Source organism: Sphingomonas sorbitolis, from assembly GCF_036663875.1.
Taxonomy (GTDB): domain Bacteria; phylum Pseudomonadota; class Alphaproteobacteria; order Sphingomonadales; family Sphingomonadaceae; genus Sphingomonas.
Window position 1 is genome coordinate 1 of the sequence record NZ_JAXOJS010000010.1, and the last position, 18573, is coordinate 18573.

Genomic DNA, 18573 nt, shown 5'->3' on the forward strand with positions numbered 1-18573 from the left:
CCCATCGGCAACATCCCGCCTGCCGAAGCTGAAGATCAATATTATGCTGCCGCGGACAATATCGATATGGCAGCGTGACTCACAACCCAACGCCTCCGGTAGACCCGGCGCGGTTCAGCCCCATGCTGGAACGGTTTCTACGCTGCAGCCCCTGGGCATTGACACTGATCCACTAGGACGGAGAAGGCACCATGACCAATCCCGACATCCCTACCTTTCGTGTTCAACTGCTACCGGCGCCGATGGTAATCGACGCTGATGGCCTCCCAGTCGCCAATTCTCATGTGGTCGAGATCGTATTTCCAGGGGACACGATCGACACGACGCTGGGGAAGGTGAACACCATCGTCGGGCCGGGAACTGCCAAGATCATCGTTGAGGACGCGACGTACCGCGGGATCAGCCTTTGCTGAGTTTGCGCGCTGTGTAGCCTTCGGGCAGGGGAGCCTGCCAACCAAGGAAGCAGTAATACATGGCGAACCGTCTCACGATTGATCAGGACAGCCTGGTCGACAACGGCCGCGAAAAGCAGGTTGAGTTTACCGCCGACATCGATAGCGACGACCGCGACTTTGCTGTGAAATACGCCGTGTTGCGTGAAGTGAGCGGCGACGAACCAGACAATGACGCCCTGGAACTGTTCGAGCGGTTCAGCGACGAGATACTCGATATCTGCGCCGATCTTGCCGAGCTTCGGCCAACGGCCAATCTGATAACCGTGACAGAAAGTGACCTCGAGTAGCGGTCGCTCCGAGGCGCCCTTCGAAGCGTGCCGCTTAAGGCAGCAGTCAGGTCAGAGTTGGCATCCTCAAGGCTCATTGAGGATACCAACTTCGGCATGTTTTTCAGTTCTCTACGGCGTTTACAGATCTGTTTTATCGTTGCCAGCTTGGCATTCGGCCTGCCTGTGCAGACGGCATATGCCCGATCACGCGTCTCTGAGATCGTCGTCGATGCCTCAACCGGTACCGTTCTGTTTTCGCAGGCGCCGGATGCAGCGAGACGGCCGGCCTCGCTGACCAAGTTGATGACGCTCTATCTCGCATTCGAAGCGCTGGCCGATGGCCGCTTACGACCAAGTGACCCTTTGCCGATTTCCCGCCGGGCGGCGCGCCAGCCGGCGACGCATTTGGGTATAGCCGCGGGTGGAAGGATCACAGTCGGCAAGGCGCTAGACGCTATCGCGGCGATTTCGTCGAACGATCTGGCCGTTGCCGTGGCCGAACGCATTGCTGGCAGTGAGCCGAAATTCGCCAGACTGATGACGGCAAAGGCACGCCAGCTTGGAATGCGGAACACGCGGTTTGCAAACGCATCCGGGCTGACCAGCGCCGGGAACGTGACGACGGCGAGCGACATGGCGAAGCTTTCGCGCGCCATCGTCAGGCGATTTCCGCGGCAATATGCCCGGTTCAGCAGGCGTACGATTCAGTGGCGATCGCGCCGCATTGGCAATCACAACCATCTGCTCGGTCGGATCGCGGGCGTCGACGGCATCAAGACCGGGTACACGTCCGACGCCGGCTACAATCTCGCAGCGTCGGCGATGCGTCGAGGTCGGCGTATCGTGGTCGTTGTGCTGGGTGAGACCAGCGTTTCGGCACGTGATGCGCGCGTTGCCAACCTGATCGAGTTGGGCTTCACCGGATCCAGATCGAAGGGGTATCGCGTACGACGGCGGTAACTCTACGAACGGCCTTGGCCTGGCTCAGAGCCAGGAGGATCGTTCGGATCGATAATATATCTTATGTTAAATATCAGGTACTTAACTGGCATTTACGTTCTGAGTGTGGGCCCCCTAGCCCAGCTTTGCTAGAGGTCGGCGCCGCTGCGTCGCTACGCTGCGGATACGTCCCCGCAGCGACCGCTGCCTCAGTCATTCACCGCCTTAAGACCGGATCCGACCCGAGCAAGGTCGGTCAGGAACTCGGCGAATACTCGACCCTCGTCTATTCTTGGTACATCGGGCGCCCAGGTTGTTCGATCCGATCGAGCCACTCTCGAACCCTTTTGCGATAGATATGAGCGTTCTCCCGTTCCACCAACGCACTGGCGATTGCTGCCGCTTGCATTGAATATCCGTAGCCAGGCAGGCCCGAGGGGCATCGGTTGGTTTCCATGATCTTTCCTTTCTCGAATAGAGCCGAAGGCGATGCGCGCATCGACTTCTGGCCCTCGCCGAGAGCGGGGGGTGAATGGGCAAATCCGGGCCGATCGAGGTGGAGGGGGATCGCCCGGCCTGCACCAGAGCGTAGCGCCGGGAAGGCTGGGGATACCGCCTCGATCGCCAAGCGGAGCGCTTGCGCGGAGACGGTCTAGCCCTTGCCCAGAGGGGGGATGCACCCCCCTCGCCGCACCGCCACGGCGGTGCCAGGAACGATTGCCGGCCGACGGCCGTCCACGCCGTTAGAGGAAAGGCTGCACTCTGTTTCTCGTATCAAGCATGGCTTTGTGCTATGCTCGTCGCTTGAAAGGATCGCCCGATGAACGTCGTAACGCCCTTCACATCCTCTACGCCTGCAATCAGCGAAGCCGAGCGCGCTCGCCGCTTGAGTGAAGTTAACTTCGCTCGGGGCAGTGTTCGCTACGAGGGCGGCGTCCTCTCGGACGAGATCGAGCAACTAAATGCTCGCTACATTGCCGGCGAGATCGATAGCGATGAGCTGACCGCCGCAATACTGGCATCAGACACCGTTCGCGCGGCTTGATTAGCCAGCGCGAGGCCGCCCTTACCTTTGCACGGGTTAGAGAGCTTCAGCGCGATCCCGTTCAAGGTCAGTTCGATGTGGCGCATCTCCAGGAGGTTCATCGCCGGATCTTCCAGGACCTTCCTGAGCACCGGCCCGGCGAGTTTCGGCCGGACGCGCCGGGACACTTCAAGAACCGGGAGCTAGAGGCGTCGGGCGATCGCGTCCTCGTGCCCTATGCCCTCCGACCCGAAATCGACCGGACTCTAGGGCCGACGCTCGACGTTCTTCAGTGCGGCAAAGCGCTCAGGGGCTATGACATGCTGGAGATGTCAGAGGCCGTCGCACAAACCTACGCGCGCCTCGACTATCTTCATCCGTTTCGCGAGGGCAACAGCCGCACGCTCCGGACATTCACGGAGCAACTGGCACGCGAAAATGGGCATCAGCTCGATTGGGGAACGACGAATGTCACACCGAAATCGCGCGACGCGCTCTACATCGCGCGCGACTTGGCGGTAATCGAGCTCCGCAATCCAGGCCTCAGCATGGCCGACGCGATGGCGGCGACAACGCGAGAGGATTACGAGCTCAAGTACAAGCTCGCCAATCAGGTCGAGCGCTACAAAAACGCCGATCCCCTAGAGGAAATTGTCCGGCGCTCACTCGAGCGCGGTCGCGACCAGGTGCCATTCGATCGACGCCTGACCATCCGGGACGCGGCACGCGAAATCGCAGTCATTGAGCCGATTGCCCAGAAGCAGGCCGAGCAGAACGTCGAAGACATGCGGCTCGCCGTTTTGCGGAAAAAGGAACCAGCGGCAGAACTCGATCGCGCAAGCAACATGCGCGACTGGGTAGCACGCGAAGGTAAAGCGTCCGCGCTGACCAGCCGGCTGGCGGATGTCGCCAGTGGTCATATCACCATCAGTCATGAGCCCGGGGCCTCCGCCCTCAGCCGGCTGACCGCCATAGCCGACGGCATCAATCTCGAGCTTGCGAAACAACGGGCTAGCCCGGCGCCGAGCGTGGTGCCCCCGGTTCGGCAAATCGATCGTGGCGATCTCGATCGCTGAGCCTGGCCGGCGTCGCCTGCCGGAGTCTCTGCCGGCGATCAGGCTGCCTTCTCGTGCAGGGCTACAACATTTTCGAACAGTTTTTTGACCTGCTGCTTCGGCGACGCCGCCAAACACTCATCGATCGCTGCCTGGTTCAGGCTACGCCGTGCCTTCGTCGTGGCTCCACCGGCACCCACCACTTCGGGAGCAGGCGCAGCCCCAGGTTTCGCCGGGGCGGCGTTGGCGCTCTCGGCAACCTGCGTCGCTTCGATGACGCGCAAGCTATTCGCCGCGATCGCCGGATCGACCCGGATAGGGGGCATCTGAGGGGCAGGTATCTTGGTTCGCTCGATCAGGTGCTTTTCCGCGTAGTAGCGGACCTTCTTACCGTAGGTCGCGTACATGCCGCGTCGGAAGACGATCAGGTCGTTCTCCGGCAGAAGCTCGACTTCCTGCGGTAGCATCAGCGGCCGGCGCTGGTCGGACTCGGACGTCGAGCCGCCCCCGCCGCCCCACGTCCCCATCGAGCGGGAGCGCGCCTTGTACGTGTAGCTGCCGAGCTGGTCGGAGATCTTCTTCGCCTCGGACAAGGCGGCGGGACGCAACACCAGCCGGACGGCACAGTTACGCTCGATGTCGGCCGCCACCTTATCGCCATAGACGCCCTGGATCTGCTCGAGCGACTGGAACGCCGGCAGCATACGCAACCCATAACCAGCGACATAGCTAAAGGCATTTGCCAGCACGGTGCATTTGCCGAGGCTCGCGAACTCGTCGAGTGCGAGCAGCACCTTTATCTGATGCTTGCCGTCCTTCGGCAACTCGCGGACGTTGCGGTCGATGAACTGCTGGAAAAGCAGCCCGTAGATCGGGGCTACCCGCTCCAGATCATCCGGCGAAACGCCGAGGTAGAGCGAGATCCGCTTATTCCGGAACTCGCTCAAATCGAAATCGCTCTCGGACGTCGCGGCATCGACATAGGGGTTGAGCCAGGCATTGATCTTGGACGTGACCGACTGGCGCAGGCCAGAGAATGTGTTAGCCGACGAGCCGGTGTAATCCTGGATCGCTGAGACGCACGCGGTCGACAGGGGCTTACCAGCCTTCTCCCGGGCCGCGATGATCTTCGGAAAACGACGTTGGGCATCAGGGGCCGCAAACTGCCGATAGACCTCGCCGATCGTGAACGGGAGGGCGTCCTCGCCATCGTCGACGGTTGCAGCGATATAGGCGGTCACGCCGAGAAACGCGGTTCGCGCTCCTTCGGCCCAGAACTTCTCGCCAGTCAGAGGGTCGGGGTAGAGCATCGCCGCGATCTTCTGCAGCTCGTTGATGACCTCGACCGGGTCTCGTCGGTTGATGTAGCCTAACGGGTTCCACCGCACGGTGCGGCCAGTCGGATCAAGCGGATTGAACAGCAGCACGATCTGGCGAAGGACGTCTTTTCGATAGCCGGCGGTGTTGTCGTAATTCTCCTGCTTGATGTCGAGCACGACCAATGAGTCCGGCCAGTCGAGCAGGTTTGGGATGATAACGCCCACACCCTTGCCGGCGCGGGTCGGCGCCTCGAGCATGACATGCTCGGGACCGCCAAAGCGCATGACCTTGCCGTTGAATTTGCCGAGCACGATGCCGGTTTCGGACAGCAGCAGGCCTTTCTTGACCTCGGGGGGGCGCGCCCAACGCGCCTCACCGTGCAGCTTCTGGCGCGTAAACAGCGTCGAGATGATCAGGATGATGGTCAGCATCAGGCCAATGCCAAACCCGATCAGGAACGGCTGGTAGACGATTGGATAGCCCTTCAGCGCCCAGAGTGCAGCCGGCACCTTGCGCCACGGCGTATGCACGCTCAGCAGATGCGCCTTGAACAGGACAGCGACGGCGCCGATTGCTGCGCTCAACACCACGCCAATGATGGCCAAGAACGCGATCGCACCGGGTTGCGACCCTTCGTCGCTCCGCATCCACCTACCGCTCACGCTACACCCTCCTCAGTCGTTCGGCTTCGCTGGATCGAACCACACTTCTGTCATGCGGTAGCGCGCCGGCCGTCCCTCGCCGGGAGGGAGCCGGTGCATCTGCACAACGATATCGACGAGCGAGCGCAGCAAGGACCGAATGTCGTGACGATCGAGATCGTTGCCGCCTTCGGACTCCTTGACCAAAAGCGTGAGCTGCTCGAACGCGCCCTCGGCCGTGTTGGCATGGACCGTGGTGATCGAGCCGGGATGGCCGCTGTTGACGTTGCGCAGGTAGAAGAACGCGGTGCCGTCGCGCAGCTCCTGTAGAAGGATGCGGTCGGGCCGCATCCGGAGCGCCGATTCCAGCAACTCCTTGGCGCCGGCCTTCTGCAGGCTCTTACCGTCCTTTGCGTACATCATGTGGACGTGGTTGCGCTGCGGCACCACCAGCTCGCGGGTATCCTCGATCGTCAGGATCCGCTCATAGTCCGGGATCAGCTTGATGAGCCCTTTCGAAAAGCTCGTCTTGCCCGAACCGGTCGCGCCGGAAATGAGGATATTCTTGCGGGCTTCGACCGCCAGCTTGAAAAAGCCCCGCCAGTCGCCCGCTGCGCGTAAGGCCAGCAGATCGGCGTCGACCTCCTTGTGGAGCCCATGCGAACGAACCTCGCTGAAGAGACCGGCGGCCTCGAAATCGTCGATGTTCATCGTCACGCCCGATGCCTTGCGGATCGTGATCGAGATGAAACCTTGCTCGACCGCCGGAGGAACAACGACCTGTGCGCGCTCGCCCCCCGGGAGTACCGAGGAGCAGACCGGATATTCGGAGTTGATGTCCTGCTTGGTGAGCCCTGCGATCAGCTTCGCCAGGGTTTTGAGAGCGGCATTGTCCAACGCCGGCTCCTCATGCCACTCCCAGCCATTGCGCGTCTCAAGCCCGATCAACCCAGGCTCGTTGATGACCAACTCGGTCACATCGTCGCGCAACAGATGCCGTCGGATCGGCTCGGCGTTATGCTCGTAGATGAACGACGTAGGGCTGGATGCCATCGGCTTAGCGCCTCAACCCCACGTCATAGACCGAGTGGAAATCGAAATCCTTGGCGACGAAGATTGCGGCCGTATCGCCCTGGTTCTTTTTCAGGATCGGCCTGATCTGCATCGTCTGATTGAGGACAGTCGACCCCGTGGTACTGGGAACCTGGGTGGTGTTGCTACCCTCGCCAGCCAACGAACGGCTCGCGATCTGCGAGGCATCCTCCAGCACCGAGATGACCAGCCCAACGCCGAACCGCGCCCAGAACTGCGTATCGACGCCACCCGGGAGCCCCGCTCGGCCGAGGCTGTCGGCTGCGGGTGAGCCGAGGTCGATCGCGACGCCGCGCGGGGTGAGTGCGCGAGTCCACACCACGAACAGGCGTGCCTGCCCTTGGGTAATGCCGCCCGAATATTGCCCAAGTACCTTGGTCCCCTTGTCGAGCAGGACGATGCGGCCGTTCTCCGAATAGACGTCGTGGTTGATGACGCACGACACGAACCCGGCCTGCGTTGAGTTGATCGCAGTCTGGAGCGTGCACGGGATCACCGTGCCTGCGCTGAGCAGCAGGTTGCGATCCGCGACCATCGTCGCCCGCACTGTCTGGATCGCGGAGTGCCCAAGCTGGTCGCTGAAGTCGCTTGGGCCCTTTGCTGGCGCAGCCGGCGCATCGTCACCCGCAGCGCCGAAGCCACTCGCCCCGAACCCGCGACGCGCGACCGAAGACTGCCCGCCACGCGACTCATCGTCCTGACCGCTTTGCTGTCCCTCGCTACCGGCGGCTGCCGAGGAAATAGCGGCCGAGCTTAGACCGGTATTGCCGAAGGCCATGATTGGCGATCGCCTTGCCGCATCTGCCATGGCGCGCGCTTGCTCCGCACGCCGCTGCTCCGGCGACTGCTGTCCATTGGCCGTGGTGGTGGACGCCGTCCCCGTCGCCGGCACCGGGTTTCCGTTGGCATCGGCAACCTGCGTACCTGCCGCAGGCGTAATCGGTCGCCCAAAAATGTCGGTCTGCGGCGCGCCGGATTGATTGAGCTGACCCGCGAGCGCCGCCCGCTGCGCGTTCGGCGAACCCATCACATCGTCCACCGACCGTTCGCTTGCCTTGGCCGGCTGTGCCGCGGCCTCCGAGCTCGCGGAATGGTGGAATGCGCTATAGCCGATCATGATGCCGCCCATGGCACCCAGGAGACCGATCCCGGCACCGAAGAAGGCGATGTTGCCCCAGCCTCCGCTGCGGGCGACCGGAGTATCGATGTCGCTGGAGGGGACGGTATCGGCAGCGACGTCGCCACCCCGGTCAATGACAGTGCCGACCATGTTACTGTCCCTTCACTTTGCGGGTCACCACATTGGAAACCGTCCCCGTGCGATCGCCGCGATCGTTGCGCAGCGGCGCCTCGTTGTAGATGCACAGCACGGTCGTTCCGCGACGGAGGCGGAACTGACGGTAGACCGCATGGATCACCACGAAATCTTCGCGCACATCGTAGGGGATGATCGTCTCTGTCCCATCGACGTCGACCGCGAAGATCGATGGAATGTCGGCGTGCCCCGGATAGCGCAGCACCGTGAACTCGCCATTGTCGGAGATCTCGGTCGGTTGCAGCGCGGAGTCGCCCTGCACCGTGTAATTCATATTCCGGGTGCCCTCGATCACGGCATGATCGAGCGCGGCTTGGGCGACGTTAGTCTCGATCGCCTTGGCGGTCTGCGCTTGGGCGAGCTGAACCTGAAGCGCGGCCATGGCGCGTTCTTCGCGCGGGTAGTGGAAGCGCACGCCATACATCGTCGCCCCGGTCCCGAGCGACAGGTTGAAGTGATAGGCGCGAGGCGTCCCGCCCGCGTTGGTGATGACGATCAGGTTAGTTCCGCCCGCCTTCTCGCGTGGCTTCAGGAACACGACGTTGCCGACGGGCGCGATCTGCCACGAGACGGTGTCGCCCAATGCGGCCTGCGTCACCGTCTCGCCCGGGCCGAACTGGATCTCGATCGCGTGCCGGAAGCTGCCAACGATCGTCACCACCTGGTCGGGATCGTAATTGACGTTGCGAACGCGCGCGTCCTTCCCGCCAGGGATAGGGGTCTCTGACGCAAACGCCGGCTGCGGCATCAGCGTGACCGCAGCCGCTCCGACGATCGAAAGCATGATGAGGCGCTGCCACACCGCACCAACTCCGCGCCAGAAGCGACTTTTGGAGCCGGTCTCAGTCAGCACCAGCTCAGTCGCAGGCGGTGACAGACGAACAACCAGCTTCTTGCGAAGCGCGGGCATGAAGGGGACGACGATACGATCGTCATTGTCCGACGTGTTAAACTGATCGCTCATCTCACGCCTCCGGGTCGGAACGATAATTGACGACCTGGAAGCCAAGTGGATCGATGTTGCGATCCTTCTCGTGTTCCGGAGCCGTGGTGTATCTGAAGGTCAGGATCGCGTTCCAATTCTGCGCGACCGGCGTATTCTGACCCATGGTGATGATCTTGGTGAAGCGAACCTGCGCCACGGTCGGGCTGAGGAAGCTGATCGTTCGGATCGAGATCGAGACGAAGCCCTTGTCGCCGTAGATGTTCGAGGGGGCGTTACTGTTGCCAGACTGAACACTGCCCAGGTAGCGAGATCCTTCGAGCTGATCGCTCATCAACATCACGGTATAGGCGTTCTCGCGTGCCGCATCGTTCAACCAGCCCTCGCGCAGACGCACGTATTGCGAGATGAAATAGCGGTTGACCGCATCTTCATAGGTTCGCGGCTGCGGCCCCTTTAGGGCCGTGACGACCTGCGTTTCGCCGGAAGATTTATCGACACGAATAACGTAAGGCTCGACCGTCTTTAGCGGGGCCAGCATGGCCACGGCCGCGACCGACGCTACGGAAAGCGCGCAAGCCCCTGCGGCTACACCCCACGCAAGCTTCTTGGACTGGATCGCCGCACGCATACGGTCGTATTCCCATGTCCTCGAGGTCTCGAAGTATTTCTCTTTATCTTCGGACTTCACCGCGCCCATGGCGTCGATCCCTTCAGCAGGAGGAGTAGTTCAGCGCAACGTCGCGCTGAGACGCCTGAGGCGCTGAGCGCGGGACATTCATTGCTCTTGGCCCGATGGGCGCAGCCGGCGCTGCGCCAGGTGCCGGAGGCGGAGACGGCGAGGGAGCCCGAGTAGGTGGTTCGTCCCGCATCAGCACCGGATCGGGAGATGGTGCAGGGACCGGTGCCGGTGACGCTGCGCCGCTAGGCGGCGCGACCATCGACTGCCCGGCGCCCTGTTGTGACGCCGGAAGGGGCACGGGAAGGCTCGGCAGGATGGTGCCGTAGAGGTTGGCAGGACGACGGTGCTTCCCGTCACACACGGAGACAGGTTTGATGTGAGTCCCGGTGCAACCGCTAAGCGCAACAACGCCTAACGCCACGATGGTCAGCCTTTTCATACGGTCTCCGTTCGTATCCTTGCCGCGCGGGCGGTGTTCGTGATCCATGGTTCGAGAGCGGGCAGCGATGCGGCCTAAGTCGAGCGAGCGGCCGAACCGCCCGAGCCGCCTCCAGCAGTTGGACGGTTCGCCTGGGTGGCGCGCCGGAACATGAGTCGGTTGGTCAACATGTTCGCGCCGGTCATCAGGAAGCCATGGCCACCAGATGACGCGCCACCTGCGATGCCAGCCGCGATCGCCGGCGACTGGAAAAAGAAGATTGTACCGACGATGTAGATTGCCGCGCAGGCGACCGTGGCGACGAGCATCACTGACGCCTTCAGAACGATATAGCCGTTCTGGGTCATTAGAAATGACGAACCATCATCGGGAACCGATCCCATGATACCGTCCATCGCGGCCTCCTGAAGCCCCGTAATGAACTTCGTCATGATCGCCATGACGACCATCAACAGAATAAAGTTGACGGTCTGCTTCAGCCACCCGTCGAACAGCCAGCGGGAGGAATTGAACAGCAGACACGCAAGCGCGAGTGGGGCGAGCGCGACGCAGATCGCGACTGACAGCTTGGCGAAGATGACGATGCAGAAACCTATCGACGCTGATAGGAACGCGAAGATGTAAAGGATGCCAATACACAGGTAGGTAATCAGCGTAGCGCTAAGCTGGATCACCGGCGTGCGGAAGTCGGTGAAACCCTTCTGTTCTTGCGACTGAACCTGTAGGTTCGCGTTGACCAGCTTTCCTGCCAGCTTGCCCGTATCGGAGACATAGGTGTCGAAGGTCGTTCCTGGGTTGGCGACGGGCGTGCCGGATCCAGCCGCGATGATCTCGCTCGGCAGGTTGGTGACCACGTTCACCACGAACGCTGAATAGCCGATCGAGCTTGCGGCAGCGAGCGCGAAGCCAACCTTTCCGGCTTGGAAGACTAACTCGCGCAGCGGCGCTTGAATCGCGCCTCGCAGCACGGCGAAGCCGAGCAGAAGAAAGTAGATGATTGCTGCCAGCGCCAAGGGCGCCGCGACAAAACTGACGAGTCCCGACCCGAAGCTCGCGACCGAGGTCGCGATGGCGCTCTCCACATACGTATACATCGTCGTGAAAAGCGTCATTATGTTGGGTGCAGCAGCAGGCATTACGGCGGGTTCCGATCTTCAGCGTCAAGGCGTAAAAAGGGTTGCTACTTTCGGATCGTGTTCGCCTTGAAGAAGTCGGCTTCTTCGTTTCCGGCTTTGATCTGCGCTACCGAGATTGTCGCATCCCCAGTGGTCGCGCACATTTTTGCCTTCTCGTCGGCGGGAAGGTGACTGTACTCTCCCGTTTCGCACTTCACCCGCCACTCCGCGAGGAGTGGTGGGCTTGCGATGAGTTCTTTCGCAGTCGGCACCACAACATTCTGCTGGCACCCACAAACAAATAGCAAAGCCGAGAGGGAGAATATCCTGCGCATGATTACTTCCTGATTGTGTTAGCGTTGAAAAATGCCGCTTCTTCGCGTCCAGCCGCAACTTGCGCTGCACTGATCTGCATGTTCGCTTGACCGGACTGCGCCATCTGGATCGCTTGCATCTTCAGCGTGTCGTTCTGAAGCTGAGCCTGCTCGACCGCGATGCGGGCTTGCAGGTCCATCACGTCCTTGGGATCCTTAGCGGTATCGAGCTGTGACCGAAGCTGGTCGAGGCCCTGCATCCGTGTCTGGGTGATGCTGAGCGTATTCTCGCCCAACGCTGCCATCGCCGCGGACGAGCCGGTCGCGTCCTTAAGCGCCTGGTTGTACGCCACGTCCGCGTCAGAGCCTGTCGACAGCGCGTAACGAGACTGGATGCTCGATGCGAGCGTGCCTAGCGAACCGATCTTCGACAGGTCGCCGCTTAGCAGCGTCGACGCGTCGATCGTCGTGTTCGGCAAGATGTTGCGCACCTGCGGGCTCAACAACTGCGGCGCGAGACTGTTGACGTTCGTCAGCTTTTGCAGCGAGCTGAGCTGGCTCGATGCCGTCTGGATCTGCTGCTCACCCTGCTGGATCATCTTCATTGTGTTCTGGACCTGGGCGAGCGCTTGCACGTAGGTCGAGGTGTCGAACACAGGGATGCCCTGGGCTGAGGCCGGCGACGCGAACGCAGCGAGCGCGACCGGCGCCGCTGCAACCATGATGATATGCTTTAGCGACATGTCAGCTTCTCCTTTGGTTGGCGTAGAAGTGCGGCAGCCAAGCCGCGGGATCTTTGCCCGCCAGGGCAATGGCCTCCTCCATGGCGACGAGGGTTTCCTCGCGACCAGAAAGCACTTTCAACTCATTGGGCATCCCGCCCAGATCGAGCTTCGCCACGATCGAGGTGTGCCCCTGCTTGACCAGGAAGGTGCGGCTCTCCGGCGTCAGATCCTCCCGGATCAGCCGGTACTCGGCCTCCGTCAGGCCCAACCCCTCGCAGTAGTCCGACCGCTTGGCGTCCGAGTTTGGCAGGAGGATCTTGGTCGCCGTTTGCTCGATGATCGAGTGCGCGATCGGCGACCGCAGCGCGTCAGCCGGCGACTGCGTGCCGAACACCATGAAGGCGTTGCGCTTACGGAAGGTCTTCAGGCCGTCCTGCGCAAAGGCGCGGAATGCATCGTCCTCAAGCGCCTTCCAGAACTCGTCGACATCGACCACGACACGCTGCCCATTCAGCAGCTCGTCGACGCGGTGGAAGAGGTACAGCATCGTGGGCGTGCGGATCTCCGGGTTTTCCAGGAAGTCCGTCATGTCGAAGCCGACGAACTGCGCCGCCATCGACACCTTGTCCTCCGGCCCGTCGAACGCCCAGCCGAGCGGTCCACCGAGGCACCAGCGTTCGAGACGGGCGCCGATGCCCTCAGCATCGGCGTAGCCCAGCATCTCACGCAACGCGCTGAACGAGCGAGACGGTGCGGGAAGGCGCATTACAGCGTCGATCCCCTCGTCGATCAGCCGCTCTTCGGCGACGCTGAGCGGTCGGTTCTCCCGGCGCACCAGCACCCGGATGAATTGCCGCATGAACGCGATGTTGCGCGCGCTGGCAGTCAGCCCCTTGAGGGGCGCGAAGCCAGTTGGCTCGCCATTGCACAGCGCCAGATACGTGCCGCCACAGGCGCGCACGAAGATCTCCGCACCGCGATCCTTGTCGAAGAACACCTGTTTGGCACCGGTTTTTTCGAGCTGCGCTTGCAGGAAGTTCTGCAGCACCGTCTTACCGCCGCCTGTAGGGCCGATGATGAGCGTGTGGCCGATGTCGGCCCGGTGGAAATTGAACCAGAACGACGACCCCGCGCGCGTCTTGAGCAGCGTCACCGCTTCGCCCCAGTGGTTCCCGGACTTGCGACCCGCAGGGAAGGTGTAGAACGGGCTCAGCGCCGCGAAATTGCGGCTGTTGATGACCGCAGGGCGCGCCCGCATCTTGAAGTTGCCGGGAAGCTGCGCCCAGAACGCGGCTTCCAGCGCTACGTCCTCGCGTGCCATTACCATGCCCGTGTCGGCCGCGGCTGATCGCGCGATCGACAACCTTTCAAGCAGCCGCTTTGGGTCCTCGTCGATGACCGAGATCGATAGATGATGCTCGCCCATGGTGAAGCGGTTCGCCATCAGATCGTCCACGCCGTCGAGTAGCTCCTCCGCCTGGCTGACGCCGGCGTCGTCTGACGACACCATCTGCTTATACTTCTTCGTGAACCTCTCGCTCGCGACCGACTTCACCAGCGGCGCGAAGCTTTGGGTCAGCACAAAGGGGAAATCGAGCGTCAGCAGGCTGTTGAACTGCCCGCTCCGCGTGCTGGCGACATACTCGCGCACCCCGAACATGCCCAGGTAATGCGACATGTGGGGCAAGCGGATCTCGGCCGCCTCGCGGCCGAACACCACCCGCGAGGAATAGAGCGCCTGACCAAGCCTGCCGTTGAGCAGCGGGATCCGGATGCGATCGCCGGTTAGGATGAAGTGCAGCACTTCCATTGGCTGCGAAAACAGGACGCCATTATGCTCGTAGAGCGACAGGGGCTCTGGCGCGACGTCGGCGAGCAGCGATTCAAAATCCCGGCACTTATCCGCCATAAGCGTGAGCGCGCGGTCGTCGAGCTCGGCGCTGGCCTGCTTCTTCGAGAAGAACCGCCCCAGCTGATCGCCTGCCATCTTCGAGGGACGCACGAGGATCGTGACGTAGAACTCGTTATGATAGAGAACCTTCTCCTTCAGGGTCTCCGCGTATTTATCCTGCAGCGCCTTCGCGAAGGTGGAATGAAAGTCGCCTCGCAAGACTGGGTCGGTCGCGGTCCGCACAAGATGGGTCCACATCGCGACCCGATCGTCACCGATCGAGCGCCAGGCGATGTTGAGCTTGCTATGCCATGTGTTGAGGTCGGAGATGTCGCTGGTCTCGAACGGCCGCCCATCAACGCGGTACATGCGCATAAGCGAGCCGTCTTCGAGAGCAACTAATGTGTCGTCGACGTGGCGTGTATAGGGGATGAACTTGATATCATCCGCCTCACGAAGCGCGATTTTCTTATTCTTCAGCTTGGAATCAGTCATTGCCGAAATGCTTCCGCTTCACGCCTTTGGCGAGGCGGACCGGAGAGTAACTCCCGCCTCCCCAGAACTTCCGATTTTTTGATAGAAAGCCCGTCTGAAACCACAGGCCCCACAGTCGGAACGCATTGAAGTCGTAATGACAGATCATGCGCGCCGGGAAGTAGAGCGCCCCGAACAAGGCCAGGGGGTAAAAGGGATTATGCACCACCCCCCAGAACACCATGCAGACCATGATGATCGGTAGGATCGCCTCAAGCGGCAATCCCATGAACACCGATGGCCTGGTCAGGGCGAGAAAGACCTTATCCTCGGTGAGCTTCTCTTCCATCTCAGCCGGCCGTCCCGCCCATCCAACCGACGATCGTCGTCGCCGAGAAGATGATGCCGATGCCGATCAGCACCGTGACGGCTCGACCCCAATCCATCCGGCCGGTCAGCTTGGCGTAGCCGACAGCCATGATCGCGATCACGCCAACAACCGAGGCGATAGTAAGCATCCAGGTCTTGATTGTGCCAAGACCGGTTTCGATCGAAGTCCCGTCAGCAAAGGCGGGCTGTGCGATCGAGATCAGGGCAAGCGCACCGGCAAAACCGACGACCTGCCGGGCGCGGGCGTCGGACATCATCCGGCCCGTCGGCTGAGTGAACTTCATACGGGTCTCCATGGCGTGAGTTTACCTCTCGATGTCGGGGGCGGGTTGGATCGGTTCGATCTGCCGAACAGGCGTCGGCTCACGGACCGAAACATCAAGGCCGCGCATCAGCGCGCCCGAGATCAATTCGCGGCTCTCCAGGCTGGCGGACATCATCCGATCCACGTCACCCTCGAAAGCCACACCAATGTGCTGCTCCATCGCCGCCTGTGCTTCGACGGCATTGGCAAGGCGTGGATCCGCCGCGATCCGCTCGGCGTTACCGCGCAGGAACAGCTCTGCCAGTTCCTCATTCTCGTCTCGAGCGGCTGCACCTTCGTGCAGCCGCTCCTCACGGACGATTGGTGGTTCGGGTTCGAGCTTCCGTTCCGGCGCTACCGTCGATGCCGCGACCCGCTCATCTTCGCGCTCGGACTGCACGAACGCCGCGACCGTCCCTTTCGCAACGTCGTGGCGATTGAGCCCGGAGCGGACCATGTAGATCGCGTCGGCGACTTCACCATCCCACTCCCCGTCGCGCGCCATCCGCCGCAGATCGTCCGGCTCGTAGCCGGATTTCGAGAAGGAGCTGACCAGCGTCGGACTTTCCAAAGCCCGCTCTAGCGCACCGTTTAGCGCATCCTTGTTCACGTCGAGGCGCTCGTATTGGAACTCCCGCTCCATCGGCTCCATGGCCGGGGTCAGACCCTCCGAGAGAGCCTTCCGGTCCTGAGTATAGACGCTCATTGTCAGCAGCAGACGCTTGTCGCCGTCCGACAATTCCGCGCTGCTCGGCGTTGGCGGTTCGGCAGCGGCCTCCCGGCCCACGCTGGCCGACCGAGCCGAGATCGTCGCACTGAGCGCAGTTACCGCCGTGATCGGCGCAACGGGTTCGACAACCGAGGCCAGCTTTGCAGCCGCCTCGCGCTCGCGTCGTGCTTGGTCGCCACGTCGCAGATCCTCCATCCGAGCCTGTTCGTCGAACTTCGGCTCATAGCCGCGAACCGTCAGGCCCTCGCGCGACCCGGCTGCCCATACGGCCTGCCGAAACTCGGGCGAGCCATCGACGTCGATCCCCTCCCAGCCATTGTGCTTGGCGATCTTGACCAGCGCCGCGACGGCTTCGGGATCCTGGTTGCGCGCGATGATACGATCGCCGTTTCCGGAAACCTCGATCGACGGGTTCTCGCGATCGCCGGGCAGGAACATCCCAATGCGGCGCTCGCTTGCATCGCTCGCCGGGATGATGCGAACCTCATACCGCTCCGCCAGCTCTGGCGGCATCGTGAAACCAGCCTCACCGGCTTCCGGCTCCACGTCCCGCGCGGGACGTGCAACGCTGTTCTCCCCGCTCATTTGAAGACCTCGACGACATCCGACGCGATCTGCCCGACCACCCAGCTGTCGCCGCCACTGGCCGGTTTGGTTGCGCTCGTTACAGCCACCGCCACAGGGGCAGCGCCAGGAATTGCCGGGACCGCCTGAATTGTGCCCATGCCGCTCGCGGCCGACCAGACGCGACCGACGTACCCGTTGCGGAAGCCTCGGGTCAGCGTGCCGGTATTGTAGAGCGAGTAGGTCGCTGAGATTGCGTCCAGTCCGCTGTAGTGACGGCTTGCGAGGCCGTAGCCCTCTTGCAGCAGCGACGAAGCCAGGTGCAGGTTCGTGCACGGATCGAACGCCTGTTCGACCGTGACGCCGAGCCGCGCGAAGTTCGCTGAGTTGATCTGGGCCAAGCCCACATCGACCGTATAGCCCTGCGCCATATAGCGGCGCACCAACGCGGCGCCTTCGGCAACCGAACCGGCGCGCACGCGCGGACCACGGTTAATGTTGATCGATAGATCGTCGCCGCCACTCTCGGTCACTACGAGCGGCACGACGGCCTCGGTCGCGACCTCGGACGCGCATTTCTGCGCCAGCATGGTGATGGCGGCGACGGCGTGAATCATTGCTGCGTCACCGTCTGGTAGCGCGTATCGAGAGAATAGCGCGACGTGGTGCCGTCGGTCTGCGTCACGGTCATCGTGTAGCCATGCTTCGCGGACTTCGTTTTGATGCCGACCCCGGTGCAGGAGGGAAACCCGCCGCCCATCGCCAGGGCGTTCCAGAGTTTTGTGATCGGGGGCACGCACTCCGCATACTTGGTCGGCGCCCCCGAAGTGGCGAGACAAAGCACCACTTGGCACCCCCAATCCGACGCAAGGGCCGGTTGAGGAGCCGCAATCGCGAATACGCCGGCAGCACACAGCGCGATCGCGCCGGTCCCGCCCCCGAGCTTGTTCAGAAAACGTCCGATCATGAACTACCTCCCTGAGCAGCGCGCCATTCCGCGGTCGCGAACACATCCCATTGTGGCGGGGCCTTCGCTGCGGTCTGAAGGAACGAGGCAGGCGCGGTGCGTACGTCGGTCCCAACCGGCGCCGAAACAGGCGCGTCAGCGCTGGTGACATTGACGATCCAGTCTTCGTCTTCCTCGATCGGCCGTGTCCGATCGATGCCCTGCCCCGGTCGTGCAAATGCGATATGCCAGTGGTTGGAATGACCACGATCACCTGGGCCAAGCAGCTCGATGAGGCGGATGCCGCTCTGTCCCATCAGGGCGCGGATCTGATCGCGGTTGATCGAATTGACCCCGCCCGCAGGCACGAAATCGACCGCTTGGCCGAACTTGTGCCAGCTATACCGCGCACCGTAGTTCGCGTTCATCGGCCGGATCGTGTTGGTGATACGCGCACCAAACGCGCGTTGGATCAGAGCCGTGACATTCGAGACGGTCGACGCACCGCTTGCCGGCGTGCCAGCCACCCCATCACCGATATGTGCGAGCGCACAGGCATCGAAAACCGAAGCGGGCGTAACGCCGTAGGTCGCAAAGTCGCGTCCGCTGATTGCAAGCGGACCCGCCACGAAATCCGCGCCTAGCGTGATGAGATTCCGAACGGTCGCTTCGGCGTCTGCCTCGGTAACGGGCTCGCGTCTCAGTACTGCTCCCGCATGCACCGCGATTGCATACGGTGACAGCAGCGGCGTCATACCGATACCGAGCCCTGTTGCGCGGAGCTGGATCGCCTTTGCCGTGAGACCTATTGGAATCATAGCCGCCTTCCGTTAGTTCAGTACAAATTTGATCCTATTGCATAATTGACGATTGTTGCAACACGCAATTGCTAGGCCGACGGCAGTATATCTCGCACATGAAACGAGGACTTCGCTCCGCTCCGCGC

Annotated in this window: 20 protein-coding genes; 5 read left to right on the top strand and 15 right to left on the bottom strand. The window is 62.1% G+C overall.

Annotated features, from left to right (window positions below; all coding sequences use genetic code 11):
• Positions 1-191: 191 nt before the first annotated feature.
• The 5 genes from U1763_RS19470 (at position 192) to U1763_RS19490 (ending at position 3763) form a co-directional block, all read left to right on the top strand.
• Positions 192-413 (top strand): hypothetical protein, encoded by a 222-nt coding sequence (locus U1763_RS19470; protein WP_332756579.1) that lies wholly within the window; start codon positions 192-194, stop codon positions 411-413.
• A 59-nt stretch (positions 414-472) separates the two neighbouring features.
• Positions 473-742, top strand: coding sequence for a DUF1488 family protein (locus U1763_RS19475; RefSeq protein WP_332756580.1), 270 nt, complete (start codon positions 473-475; stop codon positions 740-742).
• Between the two features lie 27 nt (positions 743-769).
• Positions 770-1684 carry a D-alanyl-D-alanine carboxypeptidase family protein gene (locus U1763_RS19480; RefSeq protein ID WP_332756581.1) on the top strand — a complete coding sequence of 305 codons (915 nt, stop codon included), beginning with the start codon at positions 770-772 and terminating at the stop codon, positions 1682-1684.
• A gap of 799 nt (positions 1685-2483) precedes the next feature.
• Positions 2484-2708, top strand: a complete 225-nt coding sequence (locus U1763_RS19485) for an antitoxin VbhA family protein (protein WP_332756582.1) — start codon at positions 2484-2486, stop codon at positions 2706-2708.
• Complete coding sequence (locus U1763_RS19490) at positions 2705-3763, top strand: Fic family protein (protein WP_332756583.1); 1059 nt, start codon at positions 2705-2707, stop codon at positions 3761-3763. The genes U1763_RS19485 and U1763_RS19490 overlap by 4 nt, the downstream gene beginning before the upstream one ends.
• A gap of 38 nt (positions 3764-3801) precedes the next feature.
• Here the strand turns inward: U1763_RS19490 and U1763_RS19495 are convergent, their stop codons facing one another.
• The 15 genes from U1763_RS19495 to U1763_RS19565 form a co-directional block, all read right to left on the bottom strand.
• Positions 3802-5667 (bottom strand): type IV secretory system conjugative DNA transfer family protein, encoded by a 1866-nt coding sequence (locus tag U1763_RS19495; RefSeq protein WP_332756584.1) that lies wholly within the window; start codon positions 5665-5667, stop codon positions 3802-3804.
• A 69-nt stretch (positions 5668-5736) separates the two neighbouring features.
• Positions 5737-6756 (bottom strand): P-type DNA transfer ATPase VirB11, encoded by a 1020-nt coding sequence (gene virB11, locus U1763_RS19500; RefSeq protein ID WP_332756585.1) that lies wholly within the window; start codon positions 6754-6756, stop codon positions 5737-5739.
• A 4-nt stretch (positions 6757-6760) separates the two neighbouring features.
• A complete protein-coding gene (gene virB10 / locus U1763_RS19505; RefSeq protein ID WP_332756586.1) occupies positions 6761-8065 on the bottom strand; it encodes a type IV secretion system protein VirB10 in 1305 nt (434 codons plus the stop codon).
• Position 8066: 1 nt separating this feature from the next.
• Positions 8067-9074, bottom strand: coding sequence for a TrbG/VirB9 family P-type conjugative transfer protein (locus U1763_RS19510; RefSeq protein ID WP_332756587.1), 1008 nt, complete (start codon positions 9072-9074; stop codon positions 8067-8069).
• Position 9075: 1 nt separating this feature from the next.
• Complete coding sequence (locus tag U1763_RS19515) at positions 9076-9753, bottom strand: VirB8 family type IV secretion system protein (RefSeq protein WP_332756588.1); 678 nt, start codon at positions 9751-9753, stop codon at positions 9076-9078.
• Between the two features lie 495 nt (positions 9754-10248).
• The gene (locus tag U1763_RS19520) at positions 10249-11286 is read right to left on the bottom strand and encodes a type IV secretion system protein (protein ID WP_332756589.1); all 1038 of its coding nucleotides are present in this window, start codon (positions 11284-11286) and stop codon (positions 10249-10251) included.
• A gap of 68 nt (positions 11287-11354) precedes the next feature.
• Positions 11355-11624 carry a hypothetical protein gene (locus tag U1763_RS19525; protein ID WP_332756590.1) on the bottom strand — a complete coding sequence of 90 codons (270 nt, stop codon included), beginning with the start codon at positions 11622-11624 and terminating at the stop codon, positions 11355-11357.
• Between the two features lie 2 nt (positions 11625-11626).
• Positions 11627-12346, bottom strand: a complete 720-nt coding sequence (locus tag U1763_RS19530) for a TrbJ/VirB5 family protein (RefSeq protein WP_332756591.1) — start codon at positions 12344-12346, stop codon at positions 11627-11629.
• Between the two features lies 1 nt (position 12347).
• A complete protein-coding gene (locus U1763_RS19535; RefSeq protein ID WP_332756592.1) occupies positions 12348-14714 on the bottom strand; it encodes a VirB4 family type IV secretion/conjugal transfer ATPase in 2367 nt (788 codons plus the stop codon).
• Positions 14707-15042, bottom strand: a complete 336-nt coding sequence (locus U1763_RS19540) for a VirB3 family type IV secretion system protein (protein WP_332756593.1) — start codon at positions 15040-15042, stop codon at positions 14707-14709. Before U1763_RS19540 ends, U1763_RS19535 begins: the two co-directional genes overlap by 8 nt.
• 1 nt (position 15043) lies before the next feature.
• On the bottom strand, positions 15044-15367 hold the full coding sequence (locus U1763_RS19545; RefSeq protein WP_332756594.1) for a TrbC/VirB2 family protein: 324 nt from the start codon (positions 15365-15367) through the stop codon (positions 15044-15046).
• A 21-nt stretch (positions 15368-15388) separates the two neighbouring features.
• Positions 15389-16702, bottom strand: coding sequence for an LPD7 domain-containing protein (locus U1763_RS19550; RefSeq protein WP_332756595.1), 1314 nt, complete (start codon positions 16700-16702; stop codon positions 15389-15391).
• Positions 16699-17298, bottom strand: coding sequence for a lytic transglycosylase domain-containing protein (locus U1763_RS19555; protein WP_332756596.1), 600 nt, complete (start codon positions 17296-17298; stop codon positions 16699-16701). Before U1763_RS19555 ends, U1763_RS19550 begins: the two co-directional genes overlap by 4 nt.
• Positions 17295-17648: a hypothetical protein gene (locus tag U1763_RS19560; protein ID WP_332756597.1), complete on the bottom strand. Its 354-nt coding sequence runs from the start codon at positions 17646-17648 to the stop codon at positions 17295-17297. Before U1763_RS19560 ends, U1763_RS19555 begins: the two co-directional genes overlap by 4 nt.
• Positions 17645-18445 (bottom strand): lysozyme family protein, encoded by an 801-nt coding sequence (locus U1763_RS19565; protein ID WP_332756598.1) that lies wholly within the window; start codon positions 18443-18445, stop codon positions 17645-17647. Before U1763_RS19565 ends, U1763_RS19560 begins: the two co-directional genes overlap by 4 nt.
• Positions 18446-18573: the final 128 nt, after the last annotated feature.

What these genes read in the sequence shown, in the direction of transcription:
- U1763_RS19525 (WP_332756590.1), bottom strand. Translation starts at nt 11,624, where the DNA reads ATGCGCAGGATATTCTCCCTCTCGGCTTTGCTATTTGTTTGTGGGTGC.
- U1763_RS19515 (WP_332756588.1), bottom strand. Translation starts at nt 9,753, where the DNA reads ATGGGCGCGGTGAAGTCCGAAGATAAAGAGAAATACTTCGAGACCTCG.
- U1763_RS19560 (WP_332756597.1), bottom strand. Translation starts at nt 17,648, where the DNA reads ATGATCGGACGTTTTCTGAACAAGCTCGGGGGCGGGACCGGCGCGATC.
- U1763_RS19540 (WP_332756593.1), bottom strand. Translation starts at nt 15,042, where the DNA reads ATGGAAGAGAAGCTCACCGAGGATAAGGTCTTTCTCGCCCTGACCAGG.
- U1763_RS19545 (WP_332756594.1), bottom strand. Translation starts at nt 15,367, where the DNA reads ATGAAGTTCACTCAGCCGACGGGCCGGATGATGTCCGACGCCCGCGCC.
- U1763_RS19510 (WP_332756587.1), bottom strand. Translation starts at nt 9,074, where the DNA reads ATGAGCGATCAGTTTAACACGTCGGACAATGACGATCGTATCGTCGTC.
- U1763_RS19470 (WP_332756579.1), top strand. Translation starts at nt 192, where the DNA reads ATGACCAATCCCGACATCCCTACCTTTCGTGTTCAACTGCTACCGGCG.
- U1763_RS19550 (WP_332756595.1), bottom strand. Translation starts at nt 16,702, where the DNA reads ATGAGCGGGGAGAACAGCGTTGCACGTCCCGCGCGGGACGTGGAGCCG.
- U1763_RS19530 (WP_332756591.1), bottom strand. Translation starts at nt 12,346, where the DNA reads ATGTCGCTAAAGCATATCATCATGGTTGCAGCGGCGCCGGTCGCGCTC.
- U1763_RS19555 (WP_332756596.1), bottom strand. Translation starts at nt 17,298, where the DNA reads ATGATTCACGCCGTCGCCGCCATCACCATGCTGGCGCAGAAATGCGCG.
- U1763_RS19565 (WP_332756598.1), bottom strand. Translation starts at nt 18,445, where the DNA reads ATGATTCCAATAGGTCTCACGGCAAAGGCGATCCAGCTCCGCGCAACA.
- virB11 (WP_332756585.1), bottom strand. Translation starts at nt 6,756, where the DNA reads ATGGCATCCAGCCCTACGTCGTTCATCTACGAGCATAACGCCGAGCCG.
- U1763_RS19475 (WP_332756580.1), top strand. Translation starts at nt 473, where the DNA reads ATGGCGAACCGTCTCACGATTGATCAGGACAGCCTGGTCGACAACGGC.
- U1763_RS19520 (WP_332756589.1), bottom strand. Translation starts at nt 11,286, where the DNA reads ATGACGCTTTTCACGACGATGTATACGTATGTGGAGAGCGCCATCGCG.
- U1763_RS19535 (WP_332756592.1), bottom strand. Translation starts at nt 14,714, where the DNA reads ATGACTGATTCCAAGCTGAAGAATAAGAAAATCGCGCTTCGTGAGGCG.
- virB10 (WP_332756586.1), bottom strand. Translation starts at nt 8,065, where the DNA reads ATGGTCGGCACTGTCATTGACCGGGGTGGCGACGTCGCTGCCGATACC.
- U1763_RS19485 (WP_332756582.1), top strand. Translation starts at nt 2,484, where the DNA reads ATGAACGTCGTAACGCCCTTCACATCCTCTACGCCTGCAATCAGCGAA.